The sequence below is a fragment of the Enterobacter sp. MGH85 genome, from assembly GCF_001037655.1.
GTDB classification, from domain to species: Bacteria; Pseudomonadota; Gammaproteobacteria; order Enterobacterales; family Enterobacteriaceae; genus Enterobacter; species Enterobacter intestinihominis.
Genome location: NZ_KQ089925.1, coordinates 3,821,095 through 3,844,777, shown reverse-complemented (window position 1 = coordinate 3,844,777; position 23,683 = coordinate 3,821,095). Strand labels below are relative to the sequence as shown.

Here is a 23,683-nt window from a genome sequence, read left to right as displayed (position 1 = left end):
GTTATTCAACAGGCTGAGGACGAGTAGCTGGGGCAGTAGCCATGTGCGTCGCACTGTGACCACCGGCAGCACCTTTACCTTCGAAGTTGAATTCCGGACGAACCCAGTCACTATGGCGTGGTGCTTCAGGCACGTACTCAGGTGCCGGGGCACGAGTCATTGGCGCGGTAGCAATGTGAGCAGGCGCTACAGCTTCAACGATCTCAACCGGCTCAGATTTCACTTCAGGCGCTTTGACCTCTTCGACAACAGGTTCAACCTGAATCTCGACGTCCTGAACAACCTCTTCCGTCACCGTTTCGACGGCAACGTCTGCGGGCTCTTCTGCTGCGGATACAGGCTTAGCGTCTTCCGCGACTTCTTCAGCCACCACGGTATCTTCTTCGGCAATGATCTGCGGTGCGGCATCAACCGGTGCAGCAATCACTTCAGGATGGGTCGTTTCCACTTCCACAGCCTGCGGCGGCGCTGTTTCAACAACCTGCGGTTCGACCACGGTTGCCGCTTCAGTCACGACGTCTTCCACTGCGACGACCGGTGCAATCACCTCTTCGGTCACAGCCTGTTCTTCAACAGCCTGCTCCGGACGTGCAACCGGATAACGGATCCAGACTTTACCGGATGCCATCTCAGGTGACGCGCACGCCACGGTCATTGGCATTGGAGACTGGGTCGGGTAACGCTCGTCACGATAACGACGGCGACGCTGACCGCTCACGCGCAGATGGCGTGGAGAACGGCGGGAGCGACGCGGCATACCTGCGTTATCACGGTTTTCGCTGCTTTCGTCCTGCTCAACCTGATTTTCCACTACGGCTGGCAGGTCAACTTTCGCAACCTGAGTACCCGTTGTGCTTTCAGCCGCTTCAACCGCGATAACGTCGTTTTCTTCGGCCTGAACAACACCCACACGTACTTTCTGGGTCAGCTGGCGCTGCTTACGACGCGGCATAACCTGAGTACGCTCTTCCTGCTCAGTGTCCTGCTGTTCTACAGGCGCTTCGCGATTCAGGTTTTTGACTTCCTGCTGAGCCTGGCGTTTGTCATCGTTACGACGACGGTTACGCTCGCGGCGAGGCTGCTGCTCGTCACGCTGTTTGCTCTTCTCGGACTCATCGCCCGCCTGCTGGCGAATCTCACGATCTTCAACGTTCTGCTGTTGCTTCTCGCGACGGTTGCGACGGTTGTCCTCGCGCTGTTCACGGCCTTCGTTGTTATCGGAACGATTATCACGGCGCTCATTACGATCGCCACGGTCGTTGCGGTCGCGACGGTTGTTCTGACGCTTACGACGGTCCTGCTGACGCTCTGGTTTCGCTTCTTTTGGCGCTTCTTTCGGCTCCTCAGGCTGAACTTCTTCGGCGGCAAACATTTTTTTCAGCGCACCGATGATGCGGCTCAGGAGACCAGGCTGCTCAGGCTGCGCTTTTGGCGCGGCAGGAGCCACTTTCTGCACAGCAGGTTTTTCCGCTGGTTTTTCCAGCGTCGCTTCTGGCGGTGCTTCCGGCATGATGAAGGTCGCTAAAGCTGGCTGCTCAGGCAGTTTACGCTCGGCAGGCTCTTCATCAGACGGCAGCGCCATTTCTTCTTCATGCAGCTTCGGCAGCAGGTAGCTGAGGGTGCTTGTCTCTTCGCCTTTGCGCACGCGCAGCACGTGATAGTGCGGGGTTTGCATCTCGTCGTTTGGCACGATGATGCAGCGAACGCCGCCCTGACGCGCTTCGATTGCGCTCACCGCTGCACGTTTTTCGTTCAGCAGGTAGGAGGCAATCGGCACTGGAACAATAGCGTGAACCTCTTTGGTGTTCTCTTTCAGCGCTTCTTCTTCAATCAGACGCAGAATAGAGAGGGAGAGAGATTCATTGTCACGCACGGTACCTGTACCGGAACAGCGCGGGCAGACGTGATGGCTGGACTCACCCAGAGACGGGCTGAGGCGCTGACGGGACATCTCCAGCAGGCCAAAGCGAGAAATATGGCTGATCTGGATACGCGCGCGATCCTGGCGCACCGCTTCACGCAGACGGTTTTCAACCGCACGCTGATGGCGAACCGGGGTCATGTCGATGAAGTCGATAACGATCAGACCACCCAGGTCGCGCAGGCGGAGCTGGCGGGCGATTTCATCAGCGGCTTCAAGGTTGGTATTGAAGGCGGTCTCTTCGATGTCGCCGCCGCGGGTTGCTCGCGCGGAGTTGATGTCGATGGCGGTCAACGCTTCGGTGGTATCGATAACGATAGAACCGCCGGACGGCAGACGCACTTCACGCTGGAAGGCAGACTCGATCTGGGATTCAATCTGATAATGGCTGAACAGCGGGATTTCACCGGTGTACAGTTTAATTTTGCTGGTGAAATCCGGGCGACCCAGCGCGGCGATGTGCTGGCGAGCCAGCTCAAGCACTTTCGGGTTATCAATCAGAATTTCACCGATGTCCTGACGCAGATAATCACGGAAGGCACGCACGATGACGTTGCTTTCCTGGTGGATCAGGAACGGCGCAGCACGGCTTTCTGCCGCTTTCTTGATGGCTTCCCAGTGTTTCAGGCGGAAGCTCAGGTCCCACTGCAACGCTTCGGCAGATTTGCCAACGCCTGCGGTGCGCACGATAAGGCCCATGCCGTCTGGCAGTTCAAGACTTGCCAGTGCTTCTTTCAGCTCGGTACGGTCATCGCCTTCGATACGGCGAGAGATGCCACCCGCACGCGGGTTGTTTGGCATCAATACCAGATAGCTTCCTGCCAGACTGATAAAGGTGGTCAGCGCGGCGCCTTTGTTGCCACGCTCTTCTTTATCGATCTGGACGATAACTTCCTGACCTTCACGCAGAACATCTTTGATGTTCGGACGGCCATGGGAGTTGTAGTTTGCAGGAAAATATTCGCGGGCGATTTCTTTGAGAGGAAGGAAACCGTGACGCTCAGCACCGTAATCGACAAATGCAGCTTCAAGGCTTGGTTCAATGCGGGTGATTTTGCCTTTGTAAATGTTCGCTTTTTTCTGTTCGTGTCCAGGACTTTCGATATCCAGATCGTACAGGCGCTGCCCATCCACAAGGGCGACACGCAACTCTTCTTGCTGAGTTGCGTTGATTAACATTCTTTTCATCGTAACTTACTCGTTATTCTTACATTGACGACAAAGCTGCGGGCAAGGTGACGCTTTCCGGGGTATGAACCGATGGCCTCGTGTCTATTCACGTCGCCAACCTCACGGTTGTCGCTCGCTTAAGAGGCGCAGAGTGTCGGTTGCCTGTATTTCATAGGGAAACACAGCGCAATTATCAGGGGAATTGCCTGGGAAAACTCTCCAGAGAACAATCCTTATACCGGGAAGTACTGCAACCCGCAGCCCGCTAACTGCCTGAAAGATCAATACGTCTTACGCCATTGCTGCGTGGATGATCGGTCAGACAAAATTGGTCATTCCGTCGACATCCTTACAAAACCCGGATTTAACGCGGAAAACGGATTCATTATTCCACTGCTCGCCGGGTTATAGCAAGATGACTTTTACCAATTATCACCCGGTTACTCACAGTTTCTTCACTTCAACGGGGTGATTGGTTTAATAACCACCAAATCGATTGCGCGAAAGGGGAGTGGTCCGGATAAAAGTAAATATAAGCATAGAAAAATGAGTGGCGCTAATGTCAGACGCTATTTAGAATCGCCAACCATGAAAACAGAGACTCCAGCCGTAAAAATGGTTGCCATCGCCGACGACGAGGCGGGGCAACGTATCGATAATTTTTTGCGCACCCAATTGAAGGGTGTGCCAAAAAGTATGATTTATCGCATCTTGCGTAAGGGTGAGGTGCGGGTGAACAAAAAACGTGTGAAGCCCGAGTACAAGCTCGAGGCGGGCGATGAAGTCCGCATTCCACCGGTACGTGTTGCAGAGCGTGAAGAAGAGGTCGTTTCTCCGAAGCTGCAAAAAGTCGCGGCTTTGAGCGACGTTATCCTTTATGAGGACGACCACATTCTGGTGCTGAATAAACCGTCCGGAACGGCGGTACACGGGGGGAGCGGTCTGAGCTTCGGCGTGATCGAAGGTTTACGTGCGCTGCGCCCGGAAGCGCGTTTCCTCGAACTTGTTCACCGTCTTGACCGTGATACCTCAGGCGTGCTGCTGGTGGCGAAAAAACGTTCTGCACTGCGTTCCCTGCATGAACAGCTGCGCGAAAAAGGGATGCAGAAAGATTATCTGGCGCTGGTGCGCGGCCAGTGGCAGTCCCACGTGAAAGTGGTGCAGGCGCCGCTGCTGAAAAATATTCTGCAAAGCGGTGAGCGCATTGTTCGTGTTAATCAGGAAGGGAAACCGTCTGAGACGCGATTTAAAGTAGAAGAGCGCTACGAATTCGCCACGCTGGTGCGCTGTAGTCCGGTGACGGGGCGTACTCACCAGATTCGCGTCCATACCCAGTTTGCAGGCCATCCGATTGCGTTCGACGATCGCTATGGCGATCGCGAGTTTGATAAGCAGTTGGCGGGTACGGGGCTGTCGCGTCTGTTCCTGCATGCGGCAGCGCTGAAGTTTACCCATCCTAATACCGGTGAAGTTATCCGTATTGAAGCGCCGCTGGATGAGCAGTTGAAACGCTGCCTGAAAGTTCTGCGCGGCTGATTATGTGCCGGGTGGCGCTGCGCTTACCCGGCCTACGAAATCCGTAGGCCCATGCAAGCGAAGCGCCGCTGGGCAAAAATCACATCGTCAGCGGATTACACTCTTCTCGCCTTAACATCTGGCACAGCGCAATCAGCGGCAACCCCACCAGCGTGTTGGGATCCCGCCCGTCCAGCTTGTCGAACAGTGCAATTCCCAGTCCTTCACTTTTGAAACTCCCTGCGCAGTTCAGAGGACGTTCCCGACGCACGTAATCCATAATCTCCTCATCACTGAGATGACGGAAGTGCACATCAAATGGCTCGCACTCGGTTTGCAGATGACCGGAGGCCGAATTATAAAGCGCCAGGCCGGTATAAAAGGTCACGATACTGCCTCGCGCACGCAAAAGCTGCTGGCAGGCGTTTTCTTCCGTATGCGGTTTACCGGTGATTTCGCCGCCCAGCACACAAACCTGATCGGAGCCTATAATCAGATGAGCGGGGTAACGTACGGCCAGCGACTGTGCTTTCTCTTTCGCGAGACGGGTCACCAGATGACGCGGTGACTCGCCCGGCTGTGGCGTTTCATCCACCTCCGGCGCGGCGCATTCAAACGGGATCCCGAGCTTTTCCAGCAGCATTCGGCGATAAGGTGAAGTGGAAGCAAGGACGAGATTTGGCATATTTTTATCACCAGATATAGCGTATCGATGCCAGCCATTTTAAACTACAGGCCGCAATGTGTGCGAATAATTGGCAAAAGGCAGCTCTGGTTGCCTTTTTCTTTGACTCTATGACGTTACAAAGTTAATATGCGCGCCCTATGCAAAAGGTAAAATTACCCCTGACTCTTGATCCGGTTCGTACGGCTCAAAAACGCCTCGATTACGAAGGAATCTATTCTTCCGATCAGGCTGAGCGTATTGCCGAATCTGTAGTCAGTGTGGACAGTGATGTAGAGTGCTCCATGTCGTTCGCTATCGACAACCAGCGCCTCGCCGTTTTAACCGGTGATGCAAAGGTGACGGTAACGCTCGAATGTCAGCGCTGCGGGAAACCGTTTGTACAGCATGTTCACACAACGTATTGTTTCAGCCCGGTTCGTTCTGACGAACAGGCTGAAGCACTCCCGGAAGCGTATGAACCGATTGAGGTTAACGAATTCGGTGAAATCGATCTTCTGGCGCTGGTTGAAGATGAAGTCATCCTCTCCCTGCCAGTCGTTCCGGTGCATGATTCTGAACACTGTGAAGTGTCCGAGGCGGACATGGTCTTTGGGGAACTGCCTGATGAAGCGCAAAAACCAAATCCATTTGCCGTATTAGCCAGCTTAAAGCGTAAGTAATTGAGGAGTAAGGTCCATGGCCGTACAACAGAATAAACCAACCCGTTCCAAACGTGGCATGCGTCGTTCCCATGACGCGCTGACCGCAGTTACCAGCCTGTCTGTAGACAAGACTTCTGGTGAGAAACACCTGCGTCACCACATCACCGCTGACGGTTTCTACCGCGGCCGCAAGGTTATCACTAAGTAATCACGCGTCAGCGTGATTAGGCTTAGTGAGGAACTTCCCCGTGAAAACGGGGAGTTTACCGAACCAGGCTGCGACGATACCTTGACACGTCTAACCCTGGCGTTAGATGTCATGGGGGGAGATTTTGGCCCTACCGTGACAGTGCCTGCAGCATTGCAGGCACTGAATTCTAATTCGCAACTCACACTTCTTTTAGTCGGTAATCCCGACACAATCACGCCATTACTTGCAAAAGCTGACTTTGAACAACGTTCGCGTCTGCAGATTATTCCTGCGCAGTCAGTTATTGCCAGTGATGCCCGGCCATCGCAGGCTATTCGTAATAGCCGCGGCAGCTCTATGCGCATGGCGCTGGAGCTGGTGAAAGAAGGGCGAGCGCAGGCTTGCGTCAGCGCGGGAAATACTGGCGCGCTGATGGGGCTGTCGAAATTATTGCTCAAGCCGATTGAGGGCATTGAGCGTCCGGCGCTGGTGACGGTGTTACCGCATCAGCAGAAGGGCAAAACGGTGGTGCTCGATCTGGGCGCTAACGTAGATTGTGATAGTACAATGCTGGCTCAGTTTGCCGTGATGGGGTCGGTGCTGGCAGAAGACGTGGTCGGGATTACCAATCCCCGCGTTGCGTTATTGAATATTGGTGAAGAAGAGACCAAAGGCCTGGACAGTATCCGCGACGCTGCGGAAATACTCAAACAGGTTCCCTCCATCAACTATATTGGTTATCTCGAAGCCAATGAGTTGCTGACGGGCAAAACGGATGTATTAGTGTGTGATGGCTTCACCGGAAACGTGACGTTGAAGACCATGGAAGGGGTCGTACGAATGTTCCTTTCTCTGCTGAAATCGCAGGGAGAAGGTAAAAAAAGGTCCTGGTGGCTGATTTTATTAAAGCGTTGGTTACAAAAAAGCCTGACGCGGCGATTCAGTCACCTCAACCCCGACCAGTATAATGGCGCCTGTCTGTTAGGATTGCGCGGCATCGTGATTAAGAGTCATGGCGCCGCCAATCAGCGAGCATTTACCGTCGCGATTGAACAGGCAGTGCAGGCGGTGCAGCGACAAGTCCCTCAGAGGATTGCCGCTCGCCTGGGATCTGTATTAGCTAAAAGTGACTGAGCGTACATGTATACGAAGATTTTAGGTACCGGCAGCTACCTGCCAAAACAAGTGCGTACCAACGCCGATCTTGAAAAAATGGTAGATACGTCTGACGAGTGGATTGTCACGCGCACAGGTATCCGTGAACGTCGTATCGCCGCGCCAGACGAAACTGTGTCCACCATGGGCTACGAAGCCGCTCAGCGAGCGCTTGAGATGGCTGGCATTGATAAAGAACAGATCGGGCTTATTGTGGTGGCGACAACATCTGCCACGCATGCCTTCCCAAGCGCAGCGTGCCAGGTGCAGAACATGCTCGGCATCAAAGGCTGCCCGGCATTTGATGTTGCAGCGGCGTGCGCGGGTTTCACCTATGCGCTGAGCATCGCCGATCAGTATGTTAAATCGGGTGCCGTAAAATATGCGTTGGTGATCGGTGCTGATGTGCTGGCGCGTACCTGCGATCCAACCGATCGCGGCACAATCATTATTTTTGGCGATGGCGCGGGCGCGGTACTGTTGGGGCAGTCCGAAGAACCAGGCATTATCTCCACGCACCTGCACGCTGACGGTCGCTACGGCGAGCTGTTAACGCTGCCTAACGCCGATCGCGTTAATCCGGACAGTTCGATTTACCTGACAATGGCGGGTAATGAAGTGTTCAAGGTGGCCGTGACCGAACTCGCTCACATTGTTGATGAGACGCTGGAAGCGAACAATCTGGATCGCGCCGCACTCGACTGGCTGGTACCGCATCAGGCTAACCTGCGTATTATCAGCGCGACGGCGAAGAAGTTGGGCATGTCTATGGATAACGTTGTGGTGACGCTTGATCGCCACGGCAACACCTCTGCGGCATCGGTACCGTGCGCATTTGACGAAGCGGTACGCGATGGACGAATTAAACGGGGCCAACTGGTCTTGCTTGAAGCCTTTGGTGGTGGGTTCACCTGGGGTTCCGCGCTGGTTCGTTTCTAGGATAAGGATTAAAAAATGACGCAATTTGCTTTTGTGTTCCCGGGACAGGGCTCACAAACTGTTGGGATGTTGTCTGAAATGGCAGCAAACTATCCGGTTATTGAAGAGACTTTCCGTGAAGCTTCTGACGCGCTGGGTTATGATCTGTGGGCGCTGACCCAGCAGGGCCCAGCTGAAGAGCTGAACAAAACCTGGCAGACTCAACCGGCACTGCTGGCAGCCTCCGTCGCATTGTGGCGCGTATGGCAGCAGCAGGGCGGCAAAACGCCGGCGCTGATGGCGGGTCATAGCCTGGGTGAATACTCTGCGCTGGTCTGCGCAGGGGTGATTGCCTTCGCTGACGCGGTCCGTCTGGTTGAATTGCGTGGTAAGTTTATGCAGGAAGCGGTGCCAGAAGGCACGGGCGGCATGTCTGCCATCATCGGTCTGGATGATGCTTCTATTGCTAAAGCCTGTGAAGAATCTGCTGAAGGTCAGGTCGTTTCTCCGGTAAACTTTAACTCGCCAGGCCAGGTAGTTATCGCGGGTCATAAAGAAGCGGTTGAGCGTGCAGGCGCTGCCTGTAAAGCTGCGGGTGCAAAACGTGCACTGCCGCTGCCGGTGAGCGTGCCGTCTCACTGTGCGCTGATGAAGCCCGCTGCCGATAAGCTGGCGGTTGAGCTGGAAAAAATGACCTTTAACGCACCGACGATTTCCGTTGTGAATAACGTCGATGTGAAGTGCGAAACCGCGCCGGAGGCTATCCGTAACGCGCTGGTTCGCCAGCTCTACAGCCCAGTTCAGTGGACCAAAACCGTTGAATTTATGGCGTCTCAGGGCGTTGAACATCTGTATGAAGTCGGTCCAGGTAAGGTACTTACCGGTCTGACAAAACGTATTGTAGACACCCTGACTGCCTCGGCGATTAACGAGCCGGAAGCAATGAAAGCGGCACTCTCGCAATAAAAGAGGAATACCATGAGTTTTGAAGGAAAAATTGCCCTGGTGACCGGCGCAAGCCGCGGTATCGGGCGTGCTATTGCTGAAACACTGGTTGCGCGCGGCGCGACGGTGATCGGGACTGCGACCAGCGAGAATGGCGCACAGGCCATCAGCGAGTATCTGGGTGCGAACGGCAAAGGTCTGGTACTGAATGTGACTGAACCAGCATCTATCGAATCTGTTCTGGAAAATATTCGCGCAGAGTTTGGCGAAGTGGATATTCTGGTCAATAATGCCGGGATCACTCGCGACAACCTGTTGATGCGAATGAAAGATGATGAGTGGAACGATATTATCGAAACCAACCTGTCATCGGTATTCCGTCTGTCAAAAGCGGTAATGCGCGCTATGATGAAAAAGCGTCATGGACGTATTATCACTGTAGGTTCTGTGGTTGGTACCATGGGAAATGCTGGTCAGGCTAACTACGCTGCGGCGAAAGCAGGTCTGATCGGTTTCAGTAAGTCGCTGGCGCGCGAAGTCGCGTCCCGCGGAATTACTGTAAACGTTGTTGCTCCGGGCTTTATTGAAACGGACATGACGCGTGCGCTGACCGATGATCAGCGTGCGGGTACGCTGGCGGCAGTTCCAGCGGGTCGTCTTGGCGACCCTAAAGAAATCGCCAGCGCGGTTGCATTTTTAGCCTCTGACGAAGCGGGTTACATCACTGGTGAAACCCTCCACGTCAACGGCGGGATGTACATGGTTTAATCACGATCGAAAATATTTGCGTTATTTGGGCAAATGGCCTCAAAATAACGTAAAATCGTGGTAAGACCTGCCGGGATTTAGTTGCAAATTTTTCAACATTTTATACACTACGAAAACCATCGCGAAAGCGAGTTTTGATAGGAAATTTAAGAGTATGAGCACTATCGAAGAACGCGTTAAGAAAATTATCGGCGAACAGCTGGGCGTTAAGCAGGAAGAAGTTGTGAACTCCGCTTCCTTTGTTGAAGACCTGGGCGCAGATTCTCTTGACACCGTTGAGCTGGTAATGGCTCTGGAAGAAGAGTTTGATACTGAGATTCCGGACGAAGAAGCTGAGAAAATCACCACCGTTCAGGCTGCCATTGATTACATCAACGGTCACCAGGCGTAAGTGAACATCTCCAGGCGGTCATTCGACCGCCTGAGTTTTATCTTTTGTAGTCCCACGAATCTCTTTTTTTATCCCTCCCTGGAGGACAAACGTGTCTAAGCGTCGTGTAGTTGTGACCGGACTTGGCATGTTGTCTCCTGTCGGCAATACCGTAGAGTCCACCTGGAAAGCTCTCCTTGCCGGTCAGAGCGGCATCAGCCTAATCGACCATTTCGATACTAGCGCCTATGCAACGAAATTTGCTGGCTTAGTAAAGGATTTTAACTGTGAAGAGATCATCTCGCGCAAAGAACAGCGCAAGATGGATGCCTTCATTCAATATGGAATTGTCGCTGGCGTTCAGGCCATGCAGGATTCTGGCCTTGAGATTACGGAAGAGAACGCTACCCGTATCGGCGCTGCTATCGGCTCCGGGATTGGCGGTCTTGGCCTGATCGAGGAAAACCATACATCTCTGGTGAATGGCGGCCCGCGTAAAATCAGCCCGTTCTTCGTTCCGTCTACGATTGTAAACATGGTGGCAGGTCACCTGACCATTATGTTCGGCCTGCGTGGCCCAAGCATCTCAATCGCGACAGCCTGTACGTCTGGCGTGCATAACATCGGCCAGGCCGCGCGTATCATCGCGTACGGCGATGCAGATGCTATGGTTGCGGGCGGTGCTGAGAAAGCCAGTACCCCGCTGGGCGTCGGTGGCTTCGGTGCAGCGCGTGCGCTCTCTACCCGAAACGATAATCCTCAGGCGGCGAGCCGTCCGTGGGATAAAGACCGTGATGGTTTCGTGCTGGGTGACGGTGCAGGCATGATCGTACTGGAAGAGTACGAACACGCGAAAAAACGTGGCGCGAAAATTTATGCTGAAGTTGTTGGCTTTGGCATGAGCAGCGATGCTTACCACATGACGTCTCCTCCAGAGAACGGCGCAGGTGCTGCGCTGGCGATGGAAAACGCCATCCGTGATGCGGGCATTACGCCGGCACAGATTGGCTACGTTAACGCGCACGGGACATCTACCCCTGCGGGCGATAAAGCAGAAGCGCAGGCGGTTAAGTCTATCTTCGGCGAATCTGCCAGCCGTGTACTGGTGAGCTCCACGAAATCCATGACCGGTCACCTCCTGGGGGCGGCGGGTGCAGTAGAATCAATCTACTCTATTCTCGCGCTGCGCGATCAGGCTGTACCGCCAACCATCAACCTGGATAATCCAGATGAAGGTTGCGATCTGGACTTCGTTCCCCACGAAGCGCGCCAGGTTAGCGGTATGGAGTACACCCTGTGTAACTCCTTCGGCTTCGGTGGGACTAACGGTTCTCTGATCTTCAAAAAGGTCTGAGTCTGGTTAGTCGCTGACGATAATAAAGGTCCGCTTGCCGGGCCTTTTTTATTAGGTGATATCCCCTTGTCCGGCTAACCACATCCTGCCAGACTGAGCCTCCATGCATAAGGAGCCACTATGTTTTTAATTAATGGCCTTGAGCAAGAAATGCTGCCGGCAAGCGACAGGGCGACCCAGTTTGGCGATGGCTGTTTCACGACCGCGCGTATTCTCGACGGTGGCGTGTGCCTGCTCGGGGCCCATATCCTTCGTTTACAAAAAGCCTGCGAAGCATTACTGATCCCCTTCTCGCAGTGGGACATTCTTGAAAGTGAAATGCGTCGGCTGGCGTCACATAAAGCAAGCGGCGTCCTGAAAGTCATTATCAGCCGCGGCAGCGGTGGTCGGGGCTATAGCGGTTCTGCCTGCCAGCATCCTGCGCGGATCCTTTCCGTTTCAGATTATCCTTCCCATTACGCGCACTGGCGTGAAGAGGGCGTAGTCCTGGCGCTTAGCCCGGTACGTCTGGGGCGAAACCCGATGCTCGCTGGCATAAAACATCTTAACCGTCTTGAACAGGTGCTTATTCGTACTCATCTTGAGCAGACGGAGGCCGGGGAGGCGCTGGTTCTTGACAGCGAAGGGTACATTACGGAATGCTGTGCGGCTAATTTACTCTGGCGGAAGGGCAGTGACGTATTCACGCCTTCGCTGGAGCAGGCCGGAGTCAACGGCATTATGCGGCAGTTTTGTTTGCAACAGCTGGCACGCGCAGGCTTTCGCGTTGTCGAAGTTAACGCTAAGGAAGAGGCGCTGCTGGCTGCCGAAGAAGTTGTTATCTGCAATGCGCTGATGCCCGTTGTCCCCGTTCGCGCTTATGACCGCAAGTGCTGGTCATCCCGCGAGCTGTTCCAGTTTCTGGCCCCGTTATGTGAGCAAACCAGGTAGTCATGAAGAAAATGTTACGCTTTGTCCTCCTTCTTATCGTTGCGTTCGGAATCGCTGGCGGAGCGGGAGTGTGGAAAGTCCGTCAGCTGGCTGAAAGTCAGATCCTGATTAAAGACGAGACGATATTTACCCTGAAAGCGGGGACCGGGCGGCAGGCGCTTGGTCAGCAGCTGTATGACGACAAAATTATCAATCGTCCACGCGTATTCCAGTGGCTGCTGCGTATTCAGCCGGACCTGTCCCATTTCAAGGCCGGTACCTATCGTTTCACCCCTGGCATGACCGTGCGCGAGATGCTGCAACTGCTGGAGAGTGGTAAAGAAGCCCAGTTCCCATTGCGTTTTGTGGAAGGTATGCGTCTGAGCGATTATCTCAGGCAACTGCGTGACGCGCCGTACATCAAGCATACGCTGAAAGATGACCGCTACCAGACCGTGGCAGACGCCTTAAAATTCGAACATCCCGAGTGGGTGGAAGGCTGGTTCTGGCCCGATACGTGGATGTATACGGCAGGCACGACGGATGTGGCAATTCTGAAGCGAGCGCATAACAAAATGGTCGCGGCGGTAGACGCTGCGTGGAAAGGGCGAGCAGAGGGCCTGCCTTATAAAGATCAAAACCAGTTCATGACGATGGCCTCGATCATCGAGAAAGAGACGGCCGTTGCTGCCGAACGTGACCAGGTTGCCTCGGTGTTTATTAACCGTCTGCGCATCGGCATGCGTTTGCAAACCGATCCTACCGTCATCTACGGCATGGGCGAAAACTACAACGGCAGGATTTCCAGAAAAGATCTGGAAACGCCAACGGCGTATAATACCTACGTGATTAGCGGCCTGCCGCCTGGACCGATTGCGACGCCAAGTGAAGCATCATTGAAGGCCGCCGCGCACCCGGCCAAAACGCCGTATCTCTATTTTGTGGCTGACGGAAAAGGGGGGCATACGTTCAATACCAACCTGGCCAGCCACAATCGCTCCGTTCAGGACTATCTGAAGGCACTTAAGGAAAAAAATGCGCAGTAAATACATTGTCATTGAGGGACTCGAAGGGGCGGGCAAAACCACCGCCCGTAACGTGGTGGTGGATACGCTGAAATCGCTTGGCGTCGCCGACATGGTCTTCACCCGCGAGCCGGGCGGTACGCAGCTGGCGGAAAAACTGCGCAGCCTGGTTCTGGATATCAAATCCGTTGGCGATGAAGTTATTACCGACAAAGCGGAAGTGCTGATGTTCTATGCGGCGCGCGTTCAGCTGGTGGAGACGGTGATCAAACCCGCTCTGGCAGAAGGCAAATGGGTGATTGGCGATCGCCACGATCTCTCAACCCAGGCGTATCAGGGTGGTGGCCGGGGTATCGATCAGGCCATGCTGGCTACGCTTCGCGACGCGGTTCTGGGCGATTTCCGTCCTGACCTGACGCTGTATCTGGACGTGACCCCTGAGGTGGGCCTGAAGCGCGCCCGTGCCCGCGGCGAACTGGACCGCATCGAACAGGAGTCTTTTGATTTCTTTAACCGCACCCGTGCGCGTTATCTTGAACTGGCCGGGCAGGACAAGACCATTCGTACCATCGATGCGACGCAATCCCTTGAAGACGTTACATGTGATATTCAGCAGACCGTTACGCAGTGGCTACAGGAGCAGCAGGCATGAAATGGTATCCATGGTTGCGCCCACACTTTGAACAGCTGATCGGCAGCTATCAGGTTGGTCGGGGGCATCATGCGTTACTGATCCAGGCGCTGCCGGGAATGGGTGATGATGCGTTGATTTACGCCATCACCCGCTTTCTGATGTGCCAACAGCCGGAAGGACATAAAAGCTGCGGTAAATGCCGGGGTTGCCAGCTCATGCAGGCGGGCACGCATCCTGACTATTACACCCTCGAACCTGAGAAGGGCAAAAATACGCTCGGTATCGACGCGGTGCGTGAGGTCAGTGAGAAACTGTACGAATATGCGCGTCTGGGGGGGGCGAAAGTGGTGTGGCTGAAAGATGCCGCGCTGCTCACGGAAGCCGCAGCCAACGCGCTGTTAAAAACCCTGGAAGAGCCGCCAGAAAACACCTGGTTTTTCCTCTCCTGCCGCGAGCCGGAACGCTTGCTGGCGACGCTGCGCAGTCGCTGCCGTCTTCACCACCTTGCTGTCCCTCAGGAATCCTGGGCACTCGCCTGGCTTGAGCGGGAAGTGACGGTGTCACAAGACGCGGCGCTCTCAGCGTTGCGCCTGTGCAGCGGTGCGCCTGCGGCTGCGCTGGCCTTATTACAGCCCGAAGTGTGGTCCCAGCGTGAAACGCTGTGTCGTGCGGTTGAATCAGCCCTCGACATCCATGACTGGCTGAGCGTGCTGCCAGCGCTGAACAGCGATCAGGCTCCGGAACGGCTGCACTGGCTGGCCGCGCTGCTGCTGGATGCGCTCAAAATTCAGCAGGGGGCTACGCTTCTGACTAACCCTGACGTGTGGGCGCTGGTCACCACGCTGGCGAATCGCCTGTCAGGGCAGTCGCTGCACGCTATCCTTCATGATATCTGCCAGAGTCGTGAACAACTTTTGACGGTAACCGGTCTCAATCGCGAGCTTTTACTGACCGACCAGTTACTGCGTATTGAACACTACCTGCAACCGGGCGTCATACCGCCGGTTTCCCACCTCTGAGAGAGACATTATGTTTTTAGTCGACTCACACTGCCATCTCGATGGCCTGGATTATCAATCCCTGCATAAAAATGTAGACGACGTGCTGGCGAAAGCCGCCGCGCGCGATGTGAAATTTTGCCTGGCCGTGGCGACCACGTTGCCGGGTTACCGCTCCATGCGTGAACTGGTAGGCGAGCGCGATAATGTCGTCTTCTCCTGCGGCGTGCATCCGCTGAATCAGGATGAAGCGTACGACGTTGAGGATTTACGCCGTCTTGCCGCAGAAGAGGGCGTAGTGGCGATGGGCGAGACCGGCCTGGACTATTTCTACACTCCGGAAACGAAACCTCGCCAGCAGGAATCCTTCCGTAACCATATCCGCATTGGCCGGGAACTGAATAAGCCGGTTATCGTTCACACCCGAGATGCGCGCGCCGACACGCTGGGTATCCTGCGGGAAGAAAAGGTGACGGATTGCGGTGGCGTACTACACTGTTTCACAGAAGACAGAGAAACGGCGGGTAAGCTGCTTGATTTGGGCTTTTATATCTCGTTCTCGGGGATTGTCACGTTCCGTAATGCTGAGCAACTGCGTGATGCGGCGCGCTATGTTCCGCTGGATCGTATTCTGGTGGAAACCGATTCCCCGTACCTGGCGCCGGTGCCTCATCGTGGCAAAGAGAACCAGCCAGCGATGACCCGGGATGTCGCTGAGTATATGGCCGTTCTGAAAGGTGTCAGTATTGAAGAACTGGCTCGCGTGACAACGGAAAACTTCGCCAGCCTGTTCCATATTGACCCCGCCCGCCTGCAATCTGTCTGATACACCTGTTATTTTTAGGCTCGTAATTAATAAGTAAAGCGAGTAAAGTTCACCGCCTCATTCGGGGCGGTGATGGCGTTTTTAGACACATCCAGACATGCTTTATGTAAATATCTGCAAGTTTTTTGGCCGTCTTGAACTGAAACGTGATAGCCGTCAAACAAACTCAGAGGGAATTATTTTACTCTGTGTAATAAATAAAGGGCGCTTAGATGTCCTGTCCACGGCGCGGTACTCCCCCCGGGCCAATGCGTGAAAACGTAAAAAAAAGCACAAATACTCAGGAGCACTCTCAATTATGTTTAAGAATGCATTTGCTAACCTGCAAAAGGTCGGTAAATCGCTGATGCTGCCAGTATCCGTACTGCCTATCGCAGGTATCCTGCTGGGTGTCGGTTCTGCAAACTTCAGCTGGCTGCCAGCCGTAGTTTCCCACGTGATGGCCGAAGCAGGCGGTTCTGTTTTTGCTAACATGCCGCTGATCTTCGCTATCGGTGTTGCTCTGGGCTTCACCAATAACGACGGTGTTTCCGCTCTGGCGTCCGTTGTTGCTTACGGCATCATGGTGAAAACCATGGCTGTGGTTGCGCCGCTGGTACTGCATTTACCTGCTGAAGAGATTGCCGCTAAGCACCTGGCGGACACCGGTGTTCTCGGTGGTATCATCTCCGGTGCGATTGCAGCGTATATGTTTAACCGCTTCTATCGCATCAAGCTGCCTGAGTATCTGGGCTTCTTCGCGGGTAAACGTTTTGTGCCGATCATTTCTGGTCTGGCCGCGATTTTCACCGGTGTGGTCCTGTCCTTCATCTGGCCACCAATCGGTACGGCAATCCAGACCTTCTCTCAGTGGGCAGCTTACCAGAACCCGGTTGTGGCGTTCGGTATCTACGGCTTCATTGAGCGCTGCCTGGTACCATTTGGTCTGCACCACATCTGGAACGTTCCATTCCAGATGCAGATTGGTGAATACACCAACGCAGCAGGTCAGGTGTTCCACGGCGACATCCCACGCTACATGGCGGGCGACCCAACGGCAGGTAAACTGTCTGGTGGCTTCCTGTTCAAAATGTACGGTCTGCCGGCAGCTGCAATTGCTATCTGGCACTCTGCTAAACCAGAGAACCGTGCAAAAGTGGGCGGTATCATGATCTCCGCAGCGCTGACCTCGTTCCTGACCGGTATCACCGAGCCGATCGAGTTCTCCTTCATGTTCGTTGCGCCGATCCTGTACATCATCCACGCGGTACTGGCAGGTCTGGCATTCCCAATCTGTATCCTGCTGGGTATGCGTGACGGTACGTCCTTCTCTCACGGCCTGATCGACTTCATCGTTCTGTCCGGTAACAGCAGCAAGCTGTGGCTGTTCCCTATCGTGGGTGCGGGCTACGCAGTGGTGTACTACACCGTCTTCCGCGTGCTGATCAAAGCACTGGACCTGAAAACGCCGGGTCGTGAAGATGCAACGGAAGACAGCAAAGCCGGTGTGACCAGCGAAATGGCACCTGCTCTGGTTGCTGCTTTCGGCGGTAAAGAGAACATCACTAACCTGGACGCGTGTATCACTCGTCTGCGTGTGAGCGTTGCCGACGTTGCGAAAGTCGACCAGCCGGGTCTGAAAAAACTGGGCGCAGCAGGCGTCGTTGTTGCAGGTTCTGGTGTTCAGGCAATCTTCGGAACGAAATCCGATAACCTGAAAACCGAAATGGATGAGTACATCCGCAACAACTAAGCTGTGATCTGGGGAGACTAAGGCAGCCGATTGGCTGCCTTTTTTATTATTGCGGTTTGTGGTGCCGGGTGGCGGCTGCGCCTAACCCGGCCTACGTGATGGGTAGGCCCGGTAAGCGCAGCGCCACCGGGCTTAATACTCAGAAATCGTAGCTCGCGCTCACCGAAACGTTCAGTGGCGCGCCATACACTACATACGATCCGACGTAGTCGTAATACTCTTTGTCGAACAGGTTGTTGACGTTAGCCTGAACAGCAAAGTCTTTGGTGACCTGATAGCGACTGAACAGGTTCACCAGCCCATAGCTGCCTTGCTCCGCGCGGGAACGTCCTGCCGGACCGCCTTCCACGTCCGTCCACACTTTGTTCTGCCAGTTTACGCCACCGCCCACGGTCAGTTCCGGCAGCATTGGCAGTTGATAACGGGTGAACAGCTTCATGGTTGTGCGCGGCTGATCGGAGCTGACGGCGTTGCCATTCTTATCTTCTGCAATGTAACGCGTCGCGCCAAAGGTCAGCTGCCAGTTATCGGTCAGTGCACCGTTGAGCTCAAACTCGACCCCTTTGCTGACCACCCCGTCCAGCGATTCATAAATCGACTCACCGCTCGGCATGTAGGTATACGTGTTGCTGGCCACGTTATCCTGCTCAATGCGGAAAATCGCCAACGAGGTGGTGAGGCGGGTATTAAACCAGTCTGCCTTCACCCCTGCTTCGTAGCTTTTACCCGTGGTAGGGTCGAGATAACGTCCACTGGCATTGCGCTTATCCTGCGGCTGGAAGATAGAGGTATAGCTGACGTAGGTCGACCAGTCCTCATTGATGTCATACACCAGGCCGGCATACGGCGTGACATCATCTTTGGTGCTTTCCAGACGGGTATTCGGCGAACCAGCGGGGTTATAGCGAATGTTGTATTGGGTGTAACGCGCCCCCAGGATCAGGTGCAACGGATCGGCGAGTGAGAAACGCGCAGAGGAATAGGCTGAAGACTGGCGAATATCATCCTTGCTGTAGAGTTTCCACGGCGTCCACTGCGGATCGGCAATGTTCCCGTTCCAGTTCTTAAAGTTGCCGACATCAACCATGCCGTATACTGCATCCGGCATGGTGTTGTCGTAATGGTTACGCTGACGGCTAAAGCTGCCGCCGAACATCATCTCGTGCTGACGGCCAAAGAGATCGAAACCGCCGCGCAGGAAGGCATCGACCGCATCCTGTTTGCGTTCCCCGCGGTTCCAGCCGCCGTAACCCACCAGGCCCGCGCCGGTCTCTTTATCCGGATAACCGGACATATACATCAGCTTAGAGTCAAAGTTGGTTTCAGCATGCATGCCGTTGATGTGCGCTTCCCAGCCATTATCGAAACGCTGGGTCAGGTTAGCGAAGATGCGGGTGCTGTCTTTATCTGAATAGGCCCAGTCAGGCGCGACGGTCTGGCTGCGATTGTAGTTGGTCTTACTTCCGTCGCTGTACCAGGTCGGCAGCCCACCCCAGGTTGGGTCCGCGGTATGGCTTTCCTGATACTCATACCCTACCGAGAGGGTCGTGCTGTCGGTAACATCTGCATCCATCACGCCGTAGAGGAATTTCTTCCGGTAGTGGTAGTTATCCACGAAGCTGTCGTTGTCCTGATAACCCGTGATCAGACGACCCCGTACCTTACCTGATTCCACCAGCGGCGCCTGGAGATCCAGCACGTAACGCTGCTTGTCCCAGCTGCCGTAGCTGGCGGAGACGTTGCCTTTAAATTCCTGGCTGTCCGCATGCTTGCGCACCATATTAACGTACGCCGCCGGGTTGCCCGTCCCGGACATCAGGCCTGTGGCGCCGCGGACCACTTCAATGCGGTCATAAATTGCGGTATCGGCGGCGGTATCACCAAAGTTCCACACTTCACTGATGGACGTTGGAAGGTCGTCATAGGCGTAGTTGCTGACGAAAAATCCGCGTGAGTAAAATACGGTACGATCGCTGTCCTGCACCTGCGCCGTAATGCCCGTGGTGTTCGTCAGCACCTGGCCGATGGATTGCAGATTCTGGTCAGCCATACGTTGCTGGCTGATAACGCTGACGGACTGTGGGATGTCGCGGGGAACCAGCAACAGTTTGGTGCCGGTGGTGGTGGTTTTTACGCTGTAATCCTGATCCTGGCTGGCAGAAAGATCCTGTGTGTTATCAAAACCCCCATCAACGACGACGGTATCTTCGGCTGTTGAAGCAGCGAAAGCGGTGGTTGGCGTCAATGCCATAGCAATGCAGGCGGCCAGCAACGAAGGTGTTGCGGCAGGCTGACGTTGCCCATCCCTGGTGTGATTAATGAAAGACATCATCAAACCCTTAGTGAATGGTGAAGGTAGTGCGCGACAGTCCCGCTAGCACGGGCTGACGTCGTTTTCTATGTTAAAAATGCGCATGAAAATGCAAATGCGAAATATACGCATTGTGATTAACGCTGTAAACAGATGTTTCGGGATGAACTGAAATCAGGTTTCAGAAAAGAAATGTCCTAAAGCGATGCCTCTTCAGCCAGATGGGCGATAATCAGGAAAGAAATCACGGGAGAAGGTTGAAAGGACAGGAGAAACTCGCTCATACTGTTGTGTTGTGTCACACAGTAAAACAGACAATGTGTGTTAACAACGGACGCACGACGCCAGATTAAACTTAAAAGGAAAAGGTCATGGCTGAAGAAACGATTTTCAGTAAAATTATCCGCCGCGAAATTCCGTCGGATATTGTCTATCAGGATGAACTGGTCACGGCTTTCCGCGACATTTCTCCCCAGGCGCCGACGCACATCCTTATTATTCCCAATATTCTGATTCCGACCGTCAATGACGTTAAAACCGAGCATGAAGTTGCGCTGGGCCGTATGCTTACGGTGGCCGCGAAAATTGCTGAGCAGGAAGGGATTGCTGAAGATGGATACCGTTTGATCATGAACTGTAATCGCCATGGCGGCCAGGAAGTCTATCATATTCATATGCATCTTCTGGGTGGACGTCCACTGGGACCGATGCTGGCACATAAAGGTCTTTAATATGTTAACTGGGCGTATTGCAGCGCTGATCGTGACGCTGGTAATGGTTGGGTGCAGCGCGCGTCCCGCCATCCCGGTCAGTGAAGAACAGACGCTGGTGATGGAGTCCTCAGTGCTTGCTGCGGGCATCACGGCGGAAAATCCTTCGTTGACCATAAGCGAAATCCAGTCTTCTGCCTCCTCTACGCTCTATAACGAAAGGCAAGAGCCAGTGACGGTGCATTATCGCTTCTACTGGTATGACGTGAGAGGTCTTGAGATGCACCCGCTTGAGGCGCCGCGTAGCGTGACGGTCCCGGCAAGATCGTCGGTCACGCTCTACGGCAGCGCCAGCTATCTGGGTGCACATAAGGTGAGACTTTATCTTTATTTGTAAGGAGTGAACCTTGATTAAAACAATGAGCCGTTATGCGCTCCTGAGTGCGTTCGCACTCTTTCTGGCAGGCTGTGTGACGCGAACGGAAGAACCTGCACCGGTGGATCAGGCGAAGCCGGGAACGGAACAGCCAACAACACCGGCGCAACCTGTTCCAACCGTGCCGTCTGTACCGACTATTCCTGCGCAGCCTGGCCCGATCGAACATCCGGACGATACCGCGCAGCCTGCGCCGCGAGTGCGGCACTATGACTGGAACGGCGCGATGCAGCCGATGGTGGGCAAAATGTTGCAGGCACAGGGCGTTACGCCTGGCAGTGTGCTGCTGGTGGACAGCGTGAACAACCGTACAAACGGTTCCCTGAATGCGGGAGAAGCGACGGAAACCCTGCGCAACGCGCTGGCAAACAACGGTAAATTTACGCTGGTCTCAGCCCAGCAGCTCGCGGTCGCTAAGCAACAGCTTGGTCTGTCGCCTCAGGACAGCCTGGGTTCGCGCAGTAAAGCGATTGGTATCGCCCGCAACGTTGGCGCGCAGTATGTCCTTTATTCTAACGCGACAGGCAACGTGAACACGCCGTCGTTGCAGATGCAGTTAATGCTGGTTCAAACCGGCGAAATTATCTGGTCAGGTAAAGGTGCCGTTACGCAACAATAAGCGCACGCGTCATGATGTCCTGACGCGTTATTTCCCCCAGTACCGTGTTATCGCGCCGCAAGCCCCCGTCGGGCTTGGCGGCGCGAGTTGCATTATTGAGCGTGGCGACCATCGGCTGGTTTTACGTCAGCATCACGATGCCGCCGCGCCTGCCGCCCATTTTCGTCGCCAGTTCCGCGCCCTGAAGCGCCTTCCCGCCGACCTTGCCCCGAAACCTCATCTCTTTATCAGGGACTGGATGGCGGTGGCGTTTATTGCGGGTGAGATCAAAAGCGAGCTTCCCGATACGCCCACGCTGGCAGCCATGCTGTATCATCTGCATCGACAGCCGCGTCTGGGCTGGCAGGTGACGTTACTTCCATTACTGGATAGCTATTGGCAGCAGGCTGCGCCTGGACGACGCACGCCCTTCTGGCTGGCGCAGCTTAAGCGGCTGCGTAAAGCGGGAGAGCCGAAGGCGTTACGTCTGGCGCCGCTGCATATGGATGTCCATGCGGGGAATATCGTTCATACCACGGCGGGCGAGAAACTTATCGACTGGGAATATGCCGGGGATGGTGACGTGGCGCTTGAACTCGCTGCGGTCTGGATGCCTGATGAGGCTTCGCGCGTGCAGCTGATAACCGCCTATGCCCGAAACGCCAACATAAATGTACTCACTCTTGCGCGGCAGGTCGCGCGCTGGCGTCCGTGGGTGCTGATGCTGATGGCGGGATGGTTTGAAATGCGCCTTCAGCAGACAGATGACGAACAATTTATTGCGCTGGCAAATGATGCCTGGCGTCAGTTACAAACGAAAGGATAAGAGAGGTTGGTGTGGGTCCAGTAATGTTGGATGTTGAAGGGTTTGAGCTTGATGCGGAAGAGCGCGAAATTCTGGCGCACCCGCTGGTAGGGGGGCTGATTCTTTTCACCCGCAATTATCACGATCCGGCGCAGTTGCGCGAGCTGGTTCGCCAGATCCGCGCGGCGTCACGCAATCGCCTGGTGGTGGCCGTCGACCAGGAAGGTGGACGCGTGCAGCGTTTCCGCGAAGGGTTTACGCGTTTACCCGCCGCACAATCTTTTGCTGCGCTGCTGGGTGCTGAAGAGGGCGGTCAACTGGCGCAGGACGCAGGCTGGCTGATGGCGAGCGAGATGATCGCCATGGATATCGATATCAGCTTCGCCCCGGTGCTGGACGTAGGACACATTAGTGCGGCAATAGGTGAGCGTTCGTATCATGACGATCCACGTATCGCGCTGGCAATGGCGACGCGCTTCATTGACGGTATGCACGATGCGGGCATGAAAACCACCGGCAAGCATTTCCCGGGCCACGGGGCGGTGACGGCGGATTCCCATAAAGAAACCCCGCGCGATCCGCGCCCGGAAGCAGACATTCGCGCTAAAGATATGTCTGTTTTCCGCTCGCTGATTACCGATAACAAGCTGGACGCTATTATGCCTGCGCACGTCATCTACAGTGACGTTGATCCGCGTCCGGCCAGCGGCTCTCCGCACTGGCTTAAAACCGTGCTGCGTCAGGAGTTGGGCTTCAATGGCGTTATTTTCTCTGACGATTTATCCATGGAAGGGGCGGCGATCATGGGAAGCTATGCCGAACGTGGGCAGGCTTCGCTGGATGCGGGTTGCGATATGATCCTCGTCTGCAATAATCGTAAAGGGGCGGTGAGCGTGCTGGATAACCTGTCGCCGATCAATGCTGAACGTGTTACACAATTGTATCATAAAGGTTCATTTAGTCGTCAGGAGCTGATGGACTCGGCGCGCTGGAAAACGGTAAACGCCCGGCTTGAAGCCCTGAACGAGCGCTGGCAGGCACATAAAGCAGCCCTTTAATTCATC

Annotated in this window: 23 protein-coding genes; 20 read left to right on the top strand and 3 right to left on the bottom strand. The window is 54.7% G+C overall.

Annotated features, from left to right (window positions below):
• Position 1: 1 nt before the first annotated feature.
• On the bottom strand, positions 2–3,109 hold the full coding sequence (gene rne / locus SK51_RS18275; RefSeq protein ID WP_023305866.1) for a ribonuclease E: 3,108 nt from the start codon (positions 3,107–3,109) through the stop codon (positions 2–4).
• 570 nt (positions 3,110–3,679) lie between these two features.
• Here rne and rluC point away from each other — a divergent pair.
• The gene (gene rluC, locus SK51_RS18270; RefSeq protein ID WP_003857970.1) at positions 3,680–4,627 is read left to right on the top strand and encodes a 23S rRNA pseudouridine(955/2504/2580) synthase RluC; all 948 of its coding nucleotides are present in this window, start codon (positions 3,680–3,682) and stop codon (positions 4,625–4,627) included.
• A gap of 79 nt (positions 4,628–4,706) precedes the next feature.
• On the opposite strand, the gene SK51_RS18265 is transcribed toward rluC, so the two are convergent.
• Positions 4,707–5,291 (bottom strand): Maf family protein, encoded by a 585-nt coding sequence (locus SK51_RS18265; RefSeq protein ID WP_032671032.1) that lies wholly within the window; start codon positions 5,289–5,291, stop codon positions 4,707–4,709.
• Positions 5,292–5,431: 140 nt separating this feature from the next.
• On the opposite strand from SK51_RS18265, the gene yceD reads away from it, so the two are divergent.
• The 14 genes from yceD to ptsG all read left to right on the top strand — a co-directional run bounded on the left by yceD (position 5,432) and on the right by ptsG (position 17,759).
• Positions 5,432–5,953, top strand: a complete 522-nt coding sequence (yceD, locus tag SK51_RS18260; RefSeq protein ID WP_003857966.1) for a 23S rRNA accumulation protein YceD — start codon at positions 5,432–5,434, stop codon at positions 5,951–5,953.
• A 16-nt stretch (positions 5,954–5,969) separates the two neighbouring features.
• Complete coding sequence (gene rpmF / locus SK51_RS18255) at positions 5,970–6,143, top strand: 50S ribosomal protein L32 (protein ID WP_003857964.1); 174 nt, start codon at positions 5,970–5,972, stop codon at positions 6,141–6,143.
• 81 nt (positions 6,144–6,224) lie between these two features.
• A complete protein-coding gene (plsX, locus tag SK51_RS18250; RefSeq protein WP_152811225.1) occupies positions 6,225–7,259 on the top strand; it encodes a phosphate acyltransferase PlsX in 1,035 nt (344 codons plus the stop codon).
• 6 nt (positions 7,260–7,265) lie between these two features.
• Entirely contained in the window at positions 7,266–8,219 is a 954-nt protein-coding gene (locus SK51_RS18245; RefSeq protein WP_003857960.1) for a beta-ketoacyl-ACP synthase III, read from the top strand.
• A 15-nt stretch (positions 8,220–8,234) separates the two neighbouring features.
• Positions 8,235–9,164: an ACP S-malonyltransferase gene (gene fabD, locus SK51_RS18240; RefSeq protein WP_022647738.1), complete on the top strand. Its 930-nt coding sequence runs from the start codon at positions 8,235–8,237 to the stop codon at positions 9,162–9,164.
• Between the two features lie 12 nt (positions 9,165–9,176).
• Entirely contained in the window at positions 9,177–9,911 is a 735-nt protein-coding gene (gene fabG, locus SK51_RS18235; protein ID WP_022647739.1) for a 3-oxoacyl-ACP reductase FabG, read from the top strand.
• Between the two features lie 154 nt (positions 9,912–10,065).
• The gene (gene acpP / locus SK51_RS18230) at positions 10,066–10,302 is read left to right on the top strand and encodes an acyl carrier protein (protein ID WP_003857954.1); all 237 of its coding nucleotides are present in this window, start codon (positions 10,066–10,068) and stop codon (positions 10,300–10,302) included.
• A 91-nt stretch (positions 10,303–10,393) separates the two neighbouring features.
• A complete protein-coding gene (fabF, locus tag SK51_RS18225) occupies positions 10,394–11,635 on the top strand; it encodes a beta-ketoacyl-ACP synthase II (protein WP_022647740.1) in 1,242 nt (413 codons plus the stop codon).
• 120 nt (positions 11,636–11,755) lie between these two features.
• On the top strand, positions 11,756–12,565 hold the full coding sequence (pabC, locus tag SK51_RS18220) for an aminodeoxychorismate lyase (protein WP_023305869.1): 810 nt from the start codon (positions 11,756–11,758) through the stop codon (positions 12,563–12,565).
• A 2-nt stretch (positions 12,566–12,567) separates the two neighbouring features.
• A complete protein-coding gene (yceG, locus tag SK51_RS18215; protein WP_023305870.1) occupies positions 12,568–13,590 on the top strand; it encodes a cell division protein YceG in 1,023 nt (340 codons plus the stop codon).
• Positions 13,580–14,221: a dTMP kinase gene (gene tmk / locus SK51_RS18210; RefSeq protein WP_022647743.1), complete on the top strand. Its 642-nt coding sequence runs from the start codon at positions 13,580–13,582 to the stop codon at positions 14,219–14,221. The genes yceG and tmk overlap by 11 nt, the downstream gene beginning before the upstream one ends.
• Positions 14,218–15,222, top strand: coding sequence for a DNA polymerase III subunit delta' (holB, locus tag SK51_RS18205; protein WP_023299799.1), 1,005 nt, complete (start codon positions 14,218–14,220; stop codon positions 15,220–15,222). Before tmk ends, holB begins: the two co-directional genes overlap by 4 nt.
• A 10-nt stretch (positions 15,223–15,232) precedes the next feature.
• Entirely contained in the window at positions 15,233–16,027 is a 795-nt protein-coding gene (locus SK51_RS18200; protein ID WP_023299800.1) for a metal-dependent hydrolase, read from the top strand.
• 298 nt (positions 16,028–16,325) lie between these two features.
• Entirely contained in the window at positions 16,326–17,759 is a 1,434-nt protein-coding gene (gene ptsG / locus SK51_RS18195; RefSeq protein ID WP_006809245.1) for a PTS glucose transporter subunit IIBC, read from the top strand.
• Positions 17,760–17,898: 139 nt separating this feature from the next.
• On the opposite strand, the gene fhuE is transcribed toward ptsG, so the two are convergent.
• The gene (gene fhuE, locus SK51_RS18190; protein ID WP_032622149.1) at positions 17,899–20,088 is read right to left on the bottom strand and encodes a ferric-rhodotorulic acid/ferric-coprogen receptor FhuE; all 2,190 of its coding nucleotides are present in this window, start codon (positions 20,086–20,088) and stop codon (positions 17,899–17,901) included.
• A gap of 353 nt (positions 20,089–20,441) precedes the next feature.
• On the opposite strand from fhuE, the gene hinT reads away from it, so the two are divergent.
• Genes hinT through nagZ form a run of 5 tightly spaced genes read left to right on the top strand, consistent with a single transcriptional unit; the run spans position 20,442 to position 23,677 of the window.
• On the top strand, positions 20,442–20,801 hold the full coding sequence (gene hinT, locus SK51_RS18185; protein ID WP_006809243.1) for a purine nucleoside phosphoramidase: 360 nt from the start codon (positions 20,442–20,444) through the stop codon (positions 20,799–20,801).
• Position 20,802: 1 nt separating this feature from the next.
• Positions 20,803–21,177 carry a YcfL family putative periplasmic lipoprotein gene (locus tag SK51_RS18180; protein ID WP_022647747.1) on the top strand — a complete coding sequence of 125 codons (375 nt, stop codon included), beginning with the start codon at positions 20,803–20,805 and terminating at the stop codon, positions 21,175–21,177.
• 13 nt (positions 21,178–21,190) lie between these two features.
• On the top strand, positions 21,191–21,835 hold the full coding sequence (lpoB, locus tag SK51_RS18175; protein ID WP_085929697.1) for a penicillin-binding protein activator LpoB: 645 nt from the start codon (positions 21,191–21,193) through the stop codon (positions 21,833–21,835).
• A complete protein-coding gene (gene thiK, locus SK51_RS18170; RefSeq protein WP_023305871.1) occupies positions 21,816–22,640 on the top strand; it encodes a thiamine kinase in 825 nt (274 codons plus the stop codon). Before lpoB ends, thiK begins: the two co-directional genes overlap by 20 nt.
• A gap of 11 nt (positions 22,641–22,651) precedes the next feature.
• The gene (nagZ, locus tag SK51_RS18165) at positions 22,652–23,677 is read left to right on the top strand and encodes a beta-N-acetylhexosaminidase (RefSeq protein ID WP_022647749.1); all 1,026 of its coding nucleotides are present in this window, start codon (positions 22,652–22,654) and stop codon (positions 23,675–23,677) included.
• Positions 23,678–23,683 lie beyond the last annotated feature (6 nt).

Excerpts from the sequence above, each read along its gene's own strand:
- pabC (WP_023305869.1), top strand. The coding sequence starts at position 11,756 with ATGTTTTTAATTAATGGCCTTGAGCAAGAAATGCTGCCGGCAAGCGAC.
- yceD (WP_003857966.1), top strand. The coding sequence starts at position 5,432 with ATGCAAAAGGTAAAATTACCCCTGACTCTTGATCCGGTTCGTACGGCT.
- rluC (WP_003857970.1), top strand. The coding sequence starts at position 3,680 with ATGAAAACAGAGACTCCAGCCGTAAAAATGGTTGCCATCGCCGACGAC.
- tmk (WP_022647743.1), top strand. The coding sequence starts at position 13,580 with ATGCGCAGTAAATACATTGTCATTGAGGGACTCGAAGGGGCGGGCAAA.
- SK51_RS18180 (WP_022647747.1), top strand. The coding sequence starts at position 20,803 with ATGTTAACTGGGCGTATTGCAGCGCTGATCGTGACGCTGGTAATGGTT.
- acpP (WP_003857954.1), top strand. The coding sequence starts at position 10,066 with ATGAGCACTATCGAAGAACGCGTTAAGAAAATTATCGGCGAACAGCTG.
- SK51_RS18245 (WP_003857960.1), top strand. The coding sequence starts at position 7,266 with ATGTATACGAAGATTTTAGGTACCGGCAGCTACCTGCCAAAACAAGTG.
- fhuE (WP_032622149.1), bottom strand. The coding sequence starts at position 20,088 with ATGTCTTTCATTAATCACACCAGGGATGGGCAACGTCAGCCTGCCGCA.
- fabD (WP_022647738.1), top strand. The coding sequence starts at position 8,235 with ATGACGCAATTTGCTTTTGTGTTCCCGGGACAGGGCTCACAAACTGTT.
- yceG (WP_023305870.1), top strand. The coding sequence starts at position 12,568 with ATGAAGAAAATGTTACGCTTTGTCCTCCTTCTTATCGTTGCGTTCGGA.
- holB (WP_023299799.1), top strand. The coding sequence starts at position 14,218 with ATGAAATGGTATCCATGGTTGCGCCCACACTTTGAACAGCTGATCGGC.
- fabG (WP_022647739.1), top strand. The coding sequence starts at position 9,177 with ATGAGTTTTGAAGGAAAAATTGCCCTGGTGACCGGCGCAAGCCGCGGT.
- rne (WP_023305866.1), bottom strand. The coding sequence starts at position 3,109 with ATGAAAAGAATGTTAATCAACGCAACTCAGCAAGAAGAGTTGCGTGTC.
- SK51_RS18265 (WP_032671032.1), bottom strand. The coding sequence starts at position 5,291 with ATGCCAAATCTCGTCCTTGCTTCCACTTCACCTTATCGCCGAATGCTG.
- rpmF (WP_003857964.1), top strand. The coding sequence starts at position 5,970 with ATGGCCGTACAACAGAATAAACCAACCCGTTCCAAACGTGGCATGCGT.
- SK51_RS18200 (WP_023299800.1), top strand. The coding sequence starts at position 15,233 with ATGTTTTTAGTCGACTCACACTGCCATCTCGATGGCCTGGATTATCAA.
- ptsG (WP_006809245.1), top strand. The coding sequence starts at position 16,326 with ATGTTTAAGAATGCATTTGCTAACCTGCAAAAGGTCGGTAAATCGCTG.
- hinT (WP_006809243.1), top strand. The coding sequence starts at position 20,442 with ATGGCTGAAGAAACGATTTTCAGTAAAATTATCCGCCGCGAAATTCCG.